This is a genomic window from Micromonospora sp. WMMD723 (genome assembly GCF_049863385.1).
Lineage (GTDB): Bacteria > Actinomycetota > Actinomycetes > Mycobacteriales > Micromonosporaceae > Micromonospora > Micromonospora wenchangensis.
In genome coordinates, this window is sequence record NZ_JBMKNR010000001.1 from 7,052,431 (window position 1) to 7,066,528 (window position 14,098).

Here is a 14,098-nt window from a genome sequence, read left to right on the forward strand (position 1 = left end):
CAAATAGCCGGGGGTCGTGGCGGCTACCCGTCGACCGGGTCGTCCCGGCCCAGCTCCCAGAACGCCACCGCCGCCGCGGCGGCCACGTTCAACGAGTCCACGCCGCGCCGCATCGGGATCACCACCCGCACGTCGCTGGCCGCCTGCGCCGCCCCGGTCAGGCCGGGGCCCTCCGCCCCCAGCAGCAACGCCGCCCGCGCCCGCTGCGCCGGGGTCAACCGCTGCACCGGTACGGCGTCCGCCGCCGGCGTCATCGCGAGCACCGTGAACCCCGCCGCGCGTACCTCGTCCAGGCCGACCGGCCAACGGTCCAGCTTCGCGTACGGCACCGCGAACACCTCGCCCATGCTGACCCGCACGCTGCGCCGGTAGAGCGGATCGGCGCAGGACGGCGAGAGCAGCACCGCGTCGATGCCGAGCGCGGCGGCCCCCCGGAAGATCGCCCCGAGGTTGGTGTGGTTGTTGATGTCCTCCAGGATCACCACCCGGCGGGCGGCAGCCAGCACCTCGGCGGCGGCGGGCAGCGGCTTACGGTGGAACGAGGCGAGCACGCCCCGGTGGACGTGGAAACCTGTCGCCTTCTCCAGCACGTCGGGGGTGGCCGCGTAGACCGGGGCGTGCCCGGTGTCCAGGTCGGCGAGCTGGTCGACCCGCTTCGCGTCGACCAGGTACGACCGGGCCGGGTAGCCGGCCCGCAACGCCCGGCGCAGCACCAGCTCCCCCTCCGCGATGAACAACCCGTGCGGTGGCTCCCACCGGGTACGCAGCTCGACGTCGGTCAACGCCCGGTAGTCGGCGATCCGGGCGTCGTCGGGGTCGGTGATCTCGTGTACGGGCACCGCCCGATTCTGCCGGCCCCCGGCGTGTGCCTGCGGGGCGGTACCCGCCCACCGCCCGCCGGCCCGGACCGGCCCGCCGGTCGGGCTCCCCGGAGCCGGTCGGGCTCCCCCCGGAGCCGGTCGGGTTGCCCGGGGTGACCGGGTTCCCCGGGGTGACCGCGTTCCCCGGGTGACCGCGTTCCCCGGGGTGACCGGGTTTCCCGGGGCGTGGCGCGGGAAGGGGGGCGGGAAGCGGACGCGACCGGAGGGACCACCACGATGAGCGCAGCGGGCACCACCGACGGCCGGTTGCCGAGGAACGCCACGGTCGCCGACCACATCGTGGCCCGGCTCGCCGAGTGGGGGGTGCACCGCTACTTCGGCTACCCGGGTGACGGCATCAACGGGATGACCTCCGCCCTGCAACGGGCCGGCGACCGGGTGGAGTTCGTCCAGGTACGCCACGAGGAGACCGCCGGCTTCGCCGCCGGCGCGCACGTCAAGTACGGCGGCGGCCCGCTCGGCTGCGCCCTGGCGACCAGCGGCCCCGGCGCGATCCACCTGCTCAACGGCCTCTACGACGCCAAGCTCGACCACCAGCCGGTGGTGGCCCTGGTCGGCAACACCGCGCTCACCGCCGAGGGCGGCGGCTACTACCAGGAGGTGGACCTGCTCGCCCTCTACAAGGACGTGGCCGGGGACTTCCTGGCCCAGCTCGACGATCCGTCCCAGGTGCGGCACCTGGTGGACCGGGCCTGCCGGACGGCGCTGTCCCGCCGGACGGTGACCGCGCTGGTGCTCCCGCTGGACGTGCAGGACGAGCCGGCGGTGCCGGACCCGCCGCACGCGCACGGCTACTACCACACCAGCGCGGCCCCCAGCAGCATGCCGACCGTGCCGCCGGAGGCAGAGCTGCGCCGCGCGGCGGAGGTGCTGCGCGGCGGCGAGAAGGTGGCGATGCTGGTCGGGCAGGGCGCGCTCGGCGCCGAGGCGGAGGTACGCCTGATCGCCGACCGGCTGGGTGCCGGGGTGGCCACCGCCCTGCTCGGCTTCACCGCCGTCGACCACCGCGAGCCGTGGGTGACCGGGGCGATCGGGTTGCTCGGCACCCGGCCGAGCTGGCAGCTCATGCAGGAGTGCGACAGGCTGCTGATCGTCGGTAGCAACATGCCGTACTCGGAGTTCTATCCGCCGCAGGGGCAGGCCCGTGCGGTGCAGATCGACCTGGACGGCACCCGGATGGGGCTGCGGTACCCGACGGAGGTCAACCTGACCGGCGACGCCGGACCGACCCTGCGGGCGCTGCTGCGGGAGCTGGGCGACGGGCCCGCGCCGACGGCCTGGCGGGCGACCATCGCGGACGCCACCTCGGGCTGGCGGCAGGCCCAGGCGGAACTGGCCGGGCAGCCCGCGCACCCGGTGAACCCGCAACTGCTGTTCCACACCCTCAACGACGCGCTGCCCGACGACGCGATGATCGCGGTGGACTGCGGCACCGCCACCGCCTGGTACGCCCGCCACCTCCAGGTCCGCCCCGGCATGCTGGCCAGCCTCTCCGGCACCCTGCTGTCGATGGGCGGGGCCATGCCGTACGCCCTGGCGGCGAAGTTCGCCCACCCGGACCGTCCGGTGGTGGCGTTGATCGGTGACGGGGCGATGCAGATGAACGGGGTCAACGAGTTGATCACCGTGGCGAAGAACTGGCGGCACTGGGCCGACCCGCGTTTCGTGGTGCTGGTGCTCAACAACCGGGATCTGGCGTTCGTCAGCTGGGAACAGCGCTCCACCGAGGGCACCCCGCGTTATCCGGCCAGCCAGGACCTGCCGGACGTCGCGTACGACAGGTGGGCCGAGGTGCTGGGCCTCGACGGTGTGCTGGTCGAGCACCCCGACCAGGTCGACGGCCTGTGGCGACGGGTGCTGACCGCCGACCGCCCGGTGGTGGTGAACGCGGTGGTCGACCCGGCGGAGCTGATGCTGCCCCCGCACTTCACCCTCGACCAGGCCCGCAAGACGGCGGCGGCCCTGCTGCGCGGCGACACCGACCGGGCCGGCATCGTCCGCCGGGGCATCCCCGCCACGCTGGCCACCTACCGTCCCCGCCGCCGCTGACCCACCCGCCGCTGACCCGCCACCGGGGCCGGGGCCGCTCGCCATGTCGCCACAACAGCGGGGTCGGCGCGGGACCGACCCCGCTGTTGTGGCGATGATGGGTCGATCATGGACGGGGCGCGCCGCCCTGTCGATCGGGCCGCACCCGGCGGATACGGCGATCATGGGATGCGGTGTCGATCATGACTCGCCCGCCCCGCCGGTGGGCCTGAGCTGTTGCCCGGGAGGGCTAACGTGCCCGGGGTGCGACGATCGACGATGGTGGCGCTGGTGGGCGTGGACGGGTCCGGGAAGTCGACCCAGGCCAGGGCGCTGGCCCGGCGGCTGACCTCGGCGGGCGTGCCGGCGGTCTACCTGGAGAACGCCGGCGGCCGGCCGCTGTGGAACCGGCTGGCGCAGGCGGTGGGCCGCCGCGACGGCGTGCACCTGTTCGGCAGGCGCTGCTATCCGCTGCTGGAGGCGACGGTGCGCTGGCTGGCGCTGGCCCGCGCGGTGGCGGTCACCCGGCTGACCGGGCGGGTCGGGGTGATGGACCGCTGGACCTGGTGCCAGTACGTGATCATGCGGGCCCGGGGTGACCGGGGCGTCCGCCTGGTCCGCGCCGCGTACGTCGTCTTCCCGTAGCCCGACCTGGTCTGCTTCCTGGCGGTCACCCCGGAGCTGGCCCGGCAGCGGGTGCTGGCCCGGGGCATCGACACCGAGGAGTTGGCGCACCTGACCGCGCTGGACGCCGGCTACCGGGAGCTGGCCGGGTTCGCCGACTTCACCGTGATCGACGGCGACACCGACCCGACGACGGTGGCCGCCGCCCTGGACCGGGCGGTCGCCACCGTCACCACCCGGCGGTAGACAGGCCCGCCCGGCGGTGGCGCGGAACAGCCCAGGCCCGCCCGGCGGTGGGCGCGGAACAGCGGTATCCGGCGGGAGGGACACCGCTGTTCCGGCGACATCGCAGGTGGGCTCTCCGAGCGGGAGCGGCGCAGGCTCGATCATGCAGCCCGGGTCGGGCCGGAGCCGGGTGACAGCGGGTCAGCCCCGGCGGTTCTGCAGCCAGCGGAGCAGGTCCAGGGGGAGGTTCTGGTCCTCCCGCTGCGGGGTCCGGGGGGTCGGGCGGGGCGTGGGGCGCTGCGGGTTGCCGGCGAGTTCCCGGCTGGGGGCGGTGAAATCCCGCACCGGCAGGCCGTCGACCGCGGTACGGATGGTCCGGGCGACCGCCGTGATCACCTCACCCTGCACGGCCGCGCCGACCACGTCGCTCGGGTCGTCGGGGTTGGCGGCGATGCCGGCGACCGCGACCTGCGGGGTGAACCCGACGAAGGTCTCGGTGGCGTTCTTCTCCGAGCTGCCGGTCTTGCCGGCCACCGGGCGGCCCACGATCCCGTCGACCCCACCGGCGGTGCTGCCGTTGCACTGCCCGTACGCCGACTGCTGCCCGACCGGGCAGCGGGCCGCGTCGGTGGCCGCCCGCGCCACGTCCGCCGACAGCACCTGCCGGCAGGCCGGCTGGCCGACCGGCACGGTCGCGCCGTCCGGGCCGGTCACCGACACCACAGGCGTCGGTGCGCAGTACGTCCCCTCGGCGGCCACCGTCGCGTAGGCGTTGGCCAGGTCGAGCGGGGTGGTGGCGGACACCCCGAGGGTGAACGCCCCCCAGTTGTCGGCGTCGTGCGCGGCGAGGTCGGCGTCGGTCCGGGCCCGGAAGGTGATCCCGAGACGCTGCGCCATCTCCACCACCTTGGCCGGGCCGACCTGCTCCTCCAGCCAGACGAAGTAGGTGTTCACCGAGCGGCCGAAGCCGTCCCACATCATCCGGTAGCCGTCCATCCGCGCCGGGTTGGCATTCGCCGGGCACCACCTGCCGCCGCAGGAGGCCTCCCCCTCGGCGGGGAACCGGGTGGTCAGCCGGCTCGGCGAGTCGAAGCCGGTGGACAGGGTGCGGCCGTTCTCCAGCGCGGCCAGCATGGTGAACAGCTTGAACGTCGAGCCGGCCTGGTAGCCGGTGATGCTGCCACCGCCGGAGACCAGCGGGTTGACGGTCTGCCCGTCGCCCACCCCGTACTCCCGGTTCACGGCCAGGGCGAGCACCCGGCCGGTGCCGGGCTCGACGGCGGCGATCGGCAGCGCGCGGGCGTCGTCGGCGGGGTAGACCTTGCGGGCCTCGGCGGCCGCGGTGGCCTGGACGTCCGGGTCGAGGGAGGTGACCACCCGGTAGCCGCCCCGGCGCAGCGCCTGCTCCCGTTCCTGCGCGGTCGCCCCGAAGGCGGGCTGCTCCAGCCACCAGCGGCGCAGGTAGTCGCAGAAGAAACCGGCGTCGGCGGTGACCGTGGCGGTGCAGCCGTTGGGCTGGGCGGTGGGGTGCAGGGTCAGCTTCTCGGCGCGGGCCGCGTCGGCCTCGGCGGCGGTGACCGCGCCGGTGGCGACCATCGAGTCGAGCACGTACCCGCGCCGCTGCAGGGCCGCGTCCCGGTCCCCGTCGATCGGGCTGTACTCGTCGGGCGACTGGACCAGGCCGGCGAGCAGCGCGGACTCGGCGAGCGTCAGGTCAGCCGGCGGCTTGCCGAAGTAGCGCTGGCTGGCGGCGGCGACCCCGTACGCGCCGGAGCCGAAGTAGGCGATGTTGAGGTAGCGGTTGAGGATCTCATCCTTGCTGAGCGTCTTCTCCAGCTCGGTGGCGTACCGGATCTCCTGGAGCTTGCGCCCGACGGTCTGCTCGGTGGCCGCCTCCCGCTCCTCGGCGGTCCGGCTGGGGTCGCTCTTGAGCACGTTGCGCACGTACTGCATGGTCAGCGTGGAGCCGCCCTGGGCGGTGCCGCCGCCGGTGACGTTGGCGACCAGGGCCCGCGCCATGCCGCGCAGGTCGGCCCCGCCGTGGGAGTAGAAGCGGCGGTCCTCGGCGGCGACGATGGCCTGCCGCAGCGTCGGGGCGATCTCGGCCAGCGGCACGTCGGTGCGGTTGACGTCGTAGAACGTGGTGAGCAGCGTCTTACCGTCGTTGGCGTAGAGGTAGGAGCGCTGCGGGGTGGCGGGGGTGCGCAGCGCCGCCGGCAGGTCGTCGAACGCCCCGAGCACCGCCCTGGTGGCGAGTCCCGCGAGCAGGTTGCCCGGCAGCGCGGCGACCGCGAGGACCAGGCCGGCCAGCAGGCCGGCGAGCAGCACGGTGAGCAGCCGCGTCAGCGGCGTCCGGGGTGAGGACATGCGGGTAAGCATTGCCACCGCACGGGCCAGCAGCCCACTCCGGCACCCGATTGTCAGGTAACTCACCGTGACCTGCCAGCGACTTCCCCGATCGGGTGCCCTGTCGTCCCCGTCCGTCCGGCCCATCCCGTCTCTCCCCACGGCTCGGTGATCAAGAGGTTTGGGTGCGTCCCGTCCGGATTTCCGACTCGAAGCTCTTGATCACCGGGGTGGGAAGCAGGGTGGGGAGGGTCAGGGGGTGGTGACGCTGGCGGTGGCGGCGTCGCGGGCGACGGTGGCCGGGACGAGCCGGCCGGAGCGGTAGCCGATGCCGATGCCGGCGACCAGCACGAAGATCGCCCCGAAGGTCTGCAGCGGGCCGAACAGCGCGCCGCCGAGGCCGAGCAGCGGGGCGGCGATCATCAGCATCGCCCCGTCGCCGATCGCGAACGCCCCGGACCGGGCCACCGCCCAGCCGATGAGCAGCCAGCCGGCGGTGTAGCAGGTGGCGCCGAGCAGCACCAGCGTCCGGGCGGTGGTGCCGAAGACGGGGGTCGACGCGGCCAGGCCGGCGAAGGGCAGCATCAGCACCGTACCGCCGATGCTGGTCAGCAGCCCGGCCACCGCGCCCCGCCGGCTGCGGGTGGCCGCGAGCAGGCCGGTGAGCGCGAGCAGGGCGAGCAGGCCCAGCCAGATCGCCGCCACCCAGCCGAGCAGGTAGAGCGGCTGACCGTCGGCCGGATAGGGGTCGTTGCCGACCCCGCCGTCGCTGGCCATCGCCACCGTGCCGGTGAGCACCGCGTAGGCGGGCAGCAGCCAGACCGCGGCGCGGGCCAGCCGGCGCAGTGACCAGGCCCAACTGGCGTCGGTGGCGGGTGCTGCCGGTCCGGGGTCGCCGACGAAGGGCAGCACCCCGAAGCCGCCGCCGGTGCGCCGGGTTCCCAGCGGGCCGGCGGGGTCGTGTGCGCCCGGAACGGGGGTACGGGAGAACAGCCGCTGCGCCGGGTCCTTCATGCCTCACCTCGTCCGCTCCGCCGGGCGACGCCGGCTGCCTGCACGGGCGGGCCACCGGGCCGACCCGTCTGCGGCGACGGGTGACCCGGAACGCGTCGACGCCCCGGGCCTGACCACCACCCGTCCCTCAGGACCGATCGTGGCAGGCGCCGGGGCGTCTGATGAGCGTTTCTCACATTTGCCGCCCGGGGTGGGCGGCGGCGGGGTCAGGCCCGTTCGCGCTGGTCGGCCGGGTCGTTGACCAGGCTGGCCGGGGAGACCGGCTCGGGCGCCGGCAGCCCCTTCGGCACGTTGCCGCCGGTGGCCTGCGCCTCGGCGACGCGGACCTCGTCGTGGATCTGCTGGGCGGCGCTCGCCGCCGCCTCGGCGGCCTCGGCGGCCTCCCGCTCGACCTCGCTGGCGGTGCGCTTCGCCTCGGGAGCCGGCTCGTCGCCGACCATCCTGCTCAGCCCGCCCAGCGCGCCGCCCATGCCCTCCAGCGCCTTGGTCAGCTCGGCCGGGACGATCCAGACCTTGTTGGCCGTGCCGTTGGCGATCTGCGGCAGCGCCTGGAGGTACTGGTAGGCCAGCACCTTCTGGCTCGGGTTGGCGGTGTGGATCGCGTCGAAGACCGTCCGGATCGCCTTCGCCTGACCCTCGGCCTGCAGGATGCGGGCCTGCCGGTCACCGTCGGCGCGCAGCACCGCCGCCTGCTTCTCACCCTCGGCGGTGAGGATCTGCGACTGCTTGTGCCCCTCGGCGTTGAGGATGGCCGCCCGGCGGTCCCGCTCGGCGCGCATCTGCTTCTCCATCGAGTCGCGGATGCTCGGCGGCGGCTCGATCGCCTTGATCTCCACCCGGGTGACCTTGATGCCCCACCGGCCGGTGGTCTCGTCGAGCACACCGGAGAGGTGCCGGTTGATCTCCTCCCGGCTGGTCAGCGCGCGCTCCAGGTCGAGCGAACCGATCACGTTACGCAGCGTCGTGACGGTCAACTGCTCGATCGCCTGGATGAAGTTGGCGATCTCGTAGGTCGCCCGGACCGAGTCGACCACCTTGTAGTAGAGGACGGTGTCGATCGACACCACCAGGTTGTCGGAGGTGATCACCGGCTGCGGCGGGAAACTGACCACCTGCTCCCGCATGTCGACCTTGGTACGCACCGCGTCGACGAACGGGACCAGCAGGTTCAGGCCCGGGTTCAGGGTGCTCTTGTACTTGCCGAGCCGCTCCACCACGTCCTGACGCTGCTGCGGCACGATCCGCACCGCCTTCGCCAGCGTCACCACTATGATCAACGCTACGGCCACCAACAGGACCGCGATGAATTCCATACCGTCACCTTTTCGCTTCCGGCAGCTCGCCGGGGGAGGAAATGTCGTCCTGCCACACCAGGGCGGTGGCGCCCTGGACCTTTATCACCTGCACCCGCGCACCGGGTGCGAAGGTCTGCGTCGCGTCGTACGGACGTGCCGTCCACAACTCGCCGTCGATCTTCACCATGCCCTGCCCGGCATCGACCTGCTCGATCACCAGGGCGGTGGCGCCCTCCAGCGCCTGCACGCCGAACGGCTGCTCCCCGCTGTCCATCGACGGCCGCATGTGCCGGCGGATGGTCGGCCGGGCGAGCGCCACCGTCAGCGCCGACACCACGGCGAAGACCACCGCCTGCACGGCGACGGGCGCACCCAGCGCGGCGGCCCCGGCGGCGGCGAACGCACCGACCGCGAACATGATCAGAAACAGCGTCGTCGTGAAGATCTCGGCGACGGCCAACAGCACACCCAGCACGATCCACACCACGGCGTCCACCCCTCGATCGTGACACGTCCACGCGAATCCACCCACTTCTGATGATCAGTAAGCTCGGTTCAGGCCCGAACCGACCCCCGCGAAGGAGCTGCTGGTGACCCTGCTCGCCGAGACCGCCCGCCGGATCAACACCCTCGTGGCGCAGACCCAGGCCGCCGGACGCGCCCCCTCGCTGGCGCTCGGGATCGTCCGGGACGGCGCGCTGGTCCACCTGTCCACCGCCGGCGACCACCCGCGCCCCGACGCCGACCTCCAGTACCGGCTCGGCTCGATCACCAAGACCATGACCGCCACGCTGGTCATGCGGGAACGCGACGCCGGCCGGCTCACCCTGGACGACCCGCTGGAGCGGCACCTGCCGGGCACCGCCGTCGGCGGGCTCACCCTGCGCCAGCTCCTCAGCCACGCCAGCGGCCTGCAGCGCGAGCCCGACGGCCCGTGGTGGGAACGCACCGAGGGCACCGACCTGGCCACCCTGGTCGCCGGCGTGACCACGGACAAGGTCGGCTACCCCGCCTGGCGCGGCTACCACTACTCCAACCTGGCGTACGGGCTGCTCGGCGGGGTGCTGGAACGGGTCACCGGGACGCCCTGGGCGCGGCTGCTCACCGAGCGCGTCCTCGACCCGCTGGGGCTGCGCCGCACCACCTACCGGGCCACCGAGCCGTACGCCCGGGGTTACGTGGTGCACCCGTGGCACGACACGCTGCGGGAGGAGCCGCGTACCGACACCGGGGCGATGGCCCCCGCCGGGCAGCTCTGGTCGACCGTCACCGACCTCGCCCGCTGGGCGGCGTTCCTGGCCGACCCCACCGACGAGGTGCTGGCCGCCGACACCCTCACCGAGATGTGCACCCCGCTGATGATCAACGACCTGGACTCCTGGCGCGGCGGGCACGGGCTGGGGCTGGAGCTGTACCGCGAGGGCGACCGGGTGTACGTGGGCCACGGCGGCTCGATGCCCGGCTACGTGGCCGCCCTCACCGTGCACCGGCCCAGCCGGACCGCCGTGGTCGGCTTCGCCAACTCGTACGGTTTCCGCACCGGGCACATCGGCGGGCTGTCCCGGCAACTGCTCACCCTGGTCCTGGACGCCGAGCCGACCCCGGTCGTGCCCTGGCGGCCGGCCGCCGCCCCGCCCCCGGCGGAACTGGCCGAGCTGACCGGCCGCTGGTGGTGGATGGGCATCGAGTACGAGGTCCGGGCCGACCCGGCCGGCGACCTGTGGGCCGGCCGGCCCGGCGAGCCGACGCTGCGGTTCACCCGGACCGGACCGGACCGCTGGCGGGGGCGCTGCGGCGAGGAGGACAGCGAGGTCCTCGCCGTGCTGCGCGACCCGGACGGGCGGGCGGTGGGCCTGGACATCGGCACCTTCGTCTTCACCCGTACCCCCGACCAGGAGCCCTGACCGGGCCGGGCCGGCGGTGGGTGTCAGTCGGGTTCGGTGACGAAGTCGATCAGGCGTTCCATCGCGTTGATCAGCGGGGTCTCCACGTCGGCGAAGCTGTCCACCCGGGACAGGATGCGCCGCCACATCTCGGCCGGCTCGGCCACCCCGAGGGCCGCGCAGACGCCCTCTTTCCACGGTCGGCCCGGCGGCACCACCGGCCAGGCCCGGATGCCCACCGCGGCCGGCTTGACCGCCTGCCACACGTCCACGTAAGGGTGGCCGGTGACCAGCACGTACGGGGAGTCCACCCGGGCCACGATCCGGCTCTCCTTGGAGCCGGGCACCAGATGGTCGACGAGCACCCCGAGCCGGCGGCCGGGGCCGGGAGCGAACCCGCGTACCTCGGCGTCGAGGGCGTCGATGCCGTCCAGCGGCTCCACCACCACGCCCTCGATCCGCAGGTCGTCGCCCCAGATCCGCTCCACCAGGGCGGCGTCGTGCACGCCCTCCACCCAGATCCGGCTCGCCTTGGCCACCTGTGCCCGCACGTCGGCCACGGCGATCGACCCGGAGGCGGTCCGGCGACGGGCGGCGGGCACCGGGGCGCGGGCGGGCCGGCGCAGGGTCACCGGTTCCCCGTCGAGCAGGAACGCGGCGGGCAGCAGCGGAAAGACCCGCCGCTGGCCGTGCCGGTCCTCCAGCACCACCGCCGACGCCTCGAACCCGACCACCGCGCCGCAGAACCCGGAGTCGGCGTCCTCCACCACGAGATCCGGTTCGGCGTCGACCTCGGGGGTGACCTTCCGTCGCCGCCAGTCGCCCGCCAGCACGTCCTCGCCGTATCGCCCCGCCATGTCGATCACGCTAGCCTCCGTCGCGCCCCGGCACCTCCCGACGCGCCCGTCCGACCCGACACGCCGGCCGCCCGCTTCCGGCCGGCGCGGCGGCGCGGCGGGCGGGTGACCGCGTCGCACCGGGGCGCGACCACGTGACCGCATGGTCCGCCACCTGCGGCGGTGGGCGGACCGGACAGCCGACGATCCGGCAGTCGAGACAGGGGCGGCGGGGAGCACGTACCCTTTTCGGCATGTCCTCCCCCGCAACGGGCGCGGCCACCCTGGCCGCGCGCCGGTCGAGCCGTTTCGTGGCCTGGGTCCGCGCCTGGCGGGCCGGCCTCGTGCCCTTCGACGAGGTCGCCGAGTCGGTCGCCGGCGACGAGGAGCACCTGGTCGCCGACGCCCCGGGCACCTGGCGGGACGTGCCGCTGCGCGAGGCCCTGCCGGCGCTGGCCAAGCTCTCCCCCGACGAGATCCGCCTGGTGCTGCCCGCGCCGGGCGACCCCCGGGGGCTGCCCGGCCCGGGTGACTTCGCCGGGGCGGCGCTGCTGGCCGGGGAGGCCGTGGTGGCCGGTGCGCTCGGCCTGATCCCCGAGGTGCGCACCCACACCTCCGGCTCCGGGATGACCTGGGAGACGGTGCTGTGGCGGGTCTACCCGCTGCCGGCCGACGCGGCTAGGGCGTCGCTGACCGCGCCGGGGGCCGCCGAGGCGGAGGCGGAACTCGCCACCGCGCTGGCCGAGTCCACCGCCGCGCTGACCCGGCTCGACGTGGCCCAGTGGCGACCCGAGCTGGCCGGGGCGCTCGCCGCGCTGCGTCGCCCGGACGGCGCGACCGACCTGCCGCCCGGGTTCGACCCGCGTTCCCGGCGGCTGTTCGCCCGCGCCGCCGTGCTCGACCGGGTGCTCGCGCTGGCCGGGGAGAGCGCGCCCGGCGGGGCGATCAACAACCACGAGGCGCAGCAGCGCGACGCGGCGCTGCGTCCGCTCACCACCGCCTGCCGGCAGGCGCTGGTCGCCGCCTGCAACGCCCCGCTGCGCCCCTGACCGAGCCCACCCGCACCCGGTTGGCCGGGCCGGTACGGGGTCAGATCTCGTCGATCAGGTCCAGCACCGAGTCCACGATGCGCGACGGCCGGTACGGGTAGCGTTCCGTCTCGGCCCGGGTGCTGATCCCGGTGAGCACCAGGATCGTCTCCAGCCCCGCCTCCAGGCCGCACAGGATGTCGGTGTCCATCCGGTCGCCGATCATCGCGGTGCTCTCCGAGTGGGCGTTGATGGTGTTCAGCGCCGAGCGCATCATCATCGGGTTCGGCTTGCCGACGAAGTACGGCTCCACCCCGGTCGCCTTCGAGATCATCGCGGCGACCGACCCGGCGGCGGGCAGCGCGCCCTCCACCGACGGGCCGGTGACGTCCGGGTTGGTGCAGATGAACCGCGCCCCGTCGTTGATCAGCCGGACCGCCTTGGTGATCGCCTCGAAGCTGTAGGTGCGGGTCTCCCCCAGCACCACGTAGTCCGGGGCGAAGTCGGTCAACACGTAACCGACGGCGTGCAGCGCCGTGGTCAGCCCCGCCTCCCCGATCACGTACGCGGTGCCGCCCGGCCGCTGGTCGGCGAGGAACTGGGCGGTGGCCAGCGCCGCCGTCCAGATCGCCTCCTCGGGCACCTCGAACCCCATCCGGGTCAGCCGGGCCCGCAGGTCGCGCGGGGTGTAGATGGAGTTGTTGGTGAGCACCAGGAAGGGCTTGCCGGAGGACCGGAGCCGGTTGACGAACTCCGGCGCGCCGGGCACCGGCTGGCCCTCGTGCACCAGCACGCCGTCCATGTCGGTGAGCCAGCTCTGCACCGGCTTGCGGTCAAGCATCTGTCGTCCCAAGGGGGTGTCGGGGAGGGCGGGTCGTCGGCATCAGGGGCGGCGCGCGGCGGGCACGCAGCACGGGGTCGGGCAGGTGTCCCACATCGGCAGCTCACCGAGGCGGCGGCGGGTCGCCGGCCCGTCGGGCGTGGTGCGTTCGGCCACCAGTTCACGTACCATCGCCACGAACCTCGGGTCGGTGCCGGGGGTGCCCGCCCGGACGAAGTCCAGGCCGAGCTGCTTGGCCGTCTCGGACGCCTCGGTGTCGAGGTCCCAGACCACCTCCAGGTGGTCCGAGACGAACCCGATCGGGCTGACCACCACCCCGGTCACCCCCTGCCCGGCGAGGGCGGTCAGGTGGTCGTTGACGTCCGGCTCCAGCCACGGCACCTGCGGCGGGCCGGAGCGGCTCTGCCAGACCAGGTCGTAGGCCAGGTCGGGGGCGGCGGCGGCGTGCACCAGGCGGGCGGTCTCGGCAAGCTGCGCGGTGTACCGGCCGCCGTGCGGGCCGGCGGTGGCCGCCGCCGAGGTGGGGATGGAGTGCGCGGTGAAGACCAGCCGGGTGGTGTCGCGCCGGGCCGGGTCGAGCTGGGCCAGCGCCGAGCGCACCGCGTCGGCGTGCGGCTCGACGAAGCCCGGGTGGTCCCAGAACTGGCGCAGCTTGTCGATCACCGGGGCGTCCGGGCCGACGGCGGCCCGCGCGGCGGCGATGTCCTCCTGGTACTGCCGGCACGACGAGTAGCCGCCGTACGCGCTGGTGACGAACGCCAGCGCCCGGGTGACCCCGTCGTCGCGCATCTGCGCCACGGTGTCGGCGAGCATCGGGTCCCAGTTCCGGTTGCCCCAGTAGACGGGCAGGTCGACGTCGTGGGCGGCGAGGTCCGCCCGGATCGCGGCGAGCAGCTCGCGGCACTGCTGGTTGATCGGGGAGACCCCGCCGAAGTGCAGGTAGTGCTCGGCGACCTCGGCCAGCCGCTCGGGCGGCACCCCCCGCCCCCGGGTCACGTTCTCCAGGAAGGGCAGCACGTCCTCGGGCCGCTCCGGGCCACCGAAGGAGACCAGCACCAATGCGTCGTACGACATGGGGTCATTCTCCCCCGCGGTCG

13 protein-coding genes are annotated in these 14,098 nt (G+C 74.2%); 5 read left to right on the forward strand and 8 right to left on the reverse strand.

What is annotated here, in order from left to right:
- Window positions 1-23: 23 nt before the first annotated feature.
- Window positions 24-839, reverse strand: a complete 816-nt coding sequence (locus ACN261_RS30365; protein WP_425853468.1) for a TrmH family RNA methyltransferase — start codon at window positions 837-839, stop codon at window positions 24-26.
- 258 nt (window positions 840-1,097) lie between these two features.
- Between ACN261_RS30365 and ACN261_RS30370 the strand changes: the two genes are divergently transcribed.
- The 3 genes from ACN261_RS30370 (at window position 1,098) to ACN261_RS30380 (ending at window position 3,779) form a co-directional block, all read left to right on the forward strand.
- Entirely contained in the window at window positions 1,098-2,930 is a 1,833-nt protein-coding gene (locus ACN261_RS30370; RefSeq protein ID WP_421483275.1) for a thiamine pyrophosphate-requiring protein, read from the forward strand.
- A gap of 243 nt (window positions 2,931-3,173) precedes the next feature.
- Window positions 3,174-3,554 (forward strand): hypothetical protein, encoded by a 381-nt coding sequence (locus ACN261_RS30375; RefSeq protein ID WP_425853469.1) that lies wholly within the window; start codon window positions 3,174-3,176, stop codon window positions 3,552-3,554.
- Window positions 3,555-3,605: 51 nt separating this feature from the next.
- A complete protein-coding gene (locus ACN261_RS30380; RefSeq protein WP_425853470.1) occupies window positions 3,606-3,779 on the forward strand; it encodes a hypothetical protein in 174 nt (57 codons plus the stop codon).
- 180 nt (window positions 3,780-3,959) lie between these two features.
- On the opposite strand, the gene ACN261_RS30385 is transcribed toward ACN261_RS30380, so the two are convergent.
- The 4 genes from ACN261_RS30385 to ACN261_RS30400 all read right to left on the reverse strand — a co-directional run bounded on the left by ACN261_RS30385 (window position 3,960) and on the right by ACN261_RS30400 (window position 8,909).
- Window positions 3,960-6,191 (reverse strand): transglycosylase domain-containing protein, encoded by a 2,232-nt coding sequence (locus ACN261_RS30385; protein ID WP_425853471.1) that lies wholly within the window; start codon window positions 6,189-6,191, stop codon window positions 3,960-3,962.
- 165 nt (window positions 6,192-6,356) lie between these two features.
- On the reverse strand, window positions 6,357-7,118 hold the full coding sequence (locus ACN261_RS30390; protein WP_421483278.1) for a hypothetical protein: 762 nt from the start codon (window positions 7,116-7,118) through the stop codon (window positions 6,357-6,359).
- A gap of 206 nt (window positions 7,119-7,324) precedes the next feature.
- The gene (locus ACN261_RS30395) at window positions 7,325-8,431 is read right to left on the reverse strand and encodes an SPFH domain-containing protein (RefSeq protein ID WP_421483279.1); all 1,107 of its coding nucleotides are present in this window, start codon (window positions 8,429-8,431) and stop codon (window positions 7,325-7,327) included.
- A gap of 4 nt (window positions 8,432-8,435) precedes the next feature.
- On the reverse strand, window positions 8,436-8,909 hold the full coding sequence (locus tag ACN261_RS30400) for an NfeD family protein (protein ID WP_421483280.1): 474 nt from the start codon (window positions 8,907-8,909) through the stop codon (window positions 8,436-8,438).
- A gap of 94 nt (window positions 8,910-9,003) precedes the next feature.
- Between ACN261_RS30400 and ACN261_RS30405 the strand changes: the two genes are divergently transcribed.
- On the forward strand, window positions 9,004-10,317 hold the full coding sequence (locus tag ACN261_RS30405) for a serine hydrolase domain-containing protein (protein WP_425853472.1): 1,314 nt from the start codon (window positions 9,004-9,006) through the stop codon (window positions 10,315-10,317).
- 23 nt (window positions 10,318-10,340) lie between these two features.
- On the opposite strand, the gene ACN261_RS30410 is transcribed toward ACN261_RS30405, so the two are convergent.
- On the reverse strand, window positions 10,341-11,153 hold the full coding sequence (locus ACN261_RS30410) for a DUF3097 domain-containing protein (protein ID WP_421483282.1): 813 nt from the start codon (window positions 11,151-11,153) through the stop codon (window positions 10,341-10,343).
- Window positions 11,154-11,386: 233 nt separating this feature from the next.
- Between ACN261_RS30410 and ACN261_RS30415 the strand changes: the two genes are divergently transcribed.
- Complete coding sequence (locus tag ACN261_RS30415; protein ID WP_421483283.1) at window positions 11,387-12,181, forward strand: hypothetical protein; 795 nt, start codon at window positions 11,387-11,389, stop codon at window positions 12,179-12,181.
- A 40-nt stretch (window positions 12,182-12,221) separates the two neighbouring features.
- On the opposite strand, the gene ACN261_RS30420 is transcribed toward ACN261_RS30415, so the two are convergent.
- Both ACN261_RS30420 and ACN261_RS30425 read right to left on the reverse strand, forming a co-directional pair.
- Window positions 12,222-13,001, reverse strand: coding sequence for an HAD-IIA family hydrolase (locus ACN261_RS30420; protein WP_421483285.1), 780 nt, complete (start codon window positions 12,999-13,001; stop codon window positions 12,222-12,224).
- Between the two features lie 42 nt (window positions 13,002-13,043).
- Window positions 13,044-14,075: a ferrochelatase gene (locus ACN261_RS30425; RefSeq protein ID WP_425853473.1), complete on the reverse strand. Its 1,032-nt coding sequence runs from the start codon at window positions 14,073-14,075 to the stop codon at window positions 13,044-13,046.
- Window positions 14,076-14,098 lie beyond the last annotated feature (23 nt).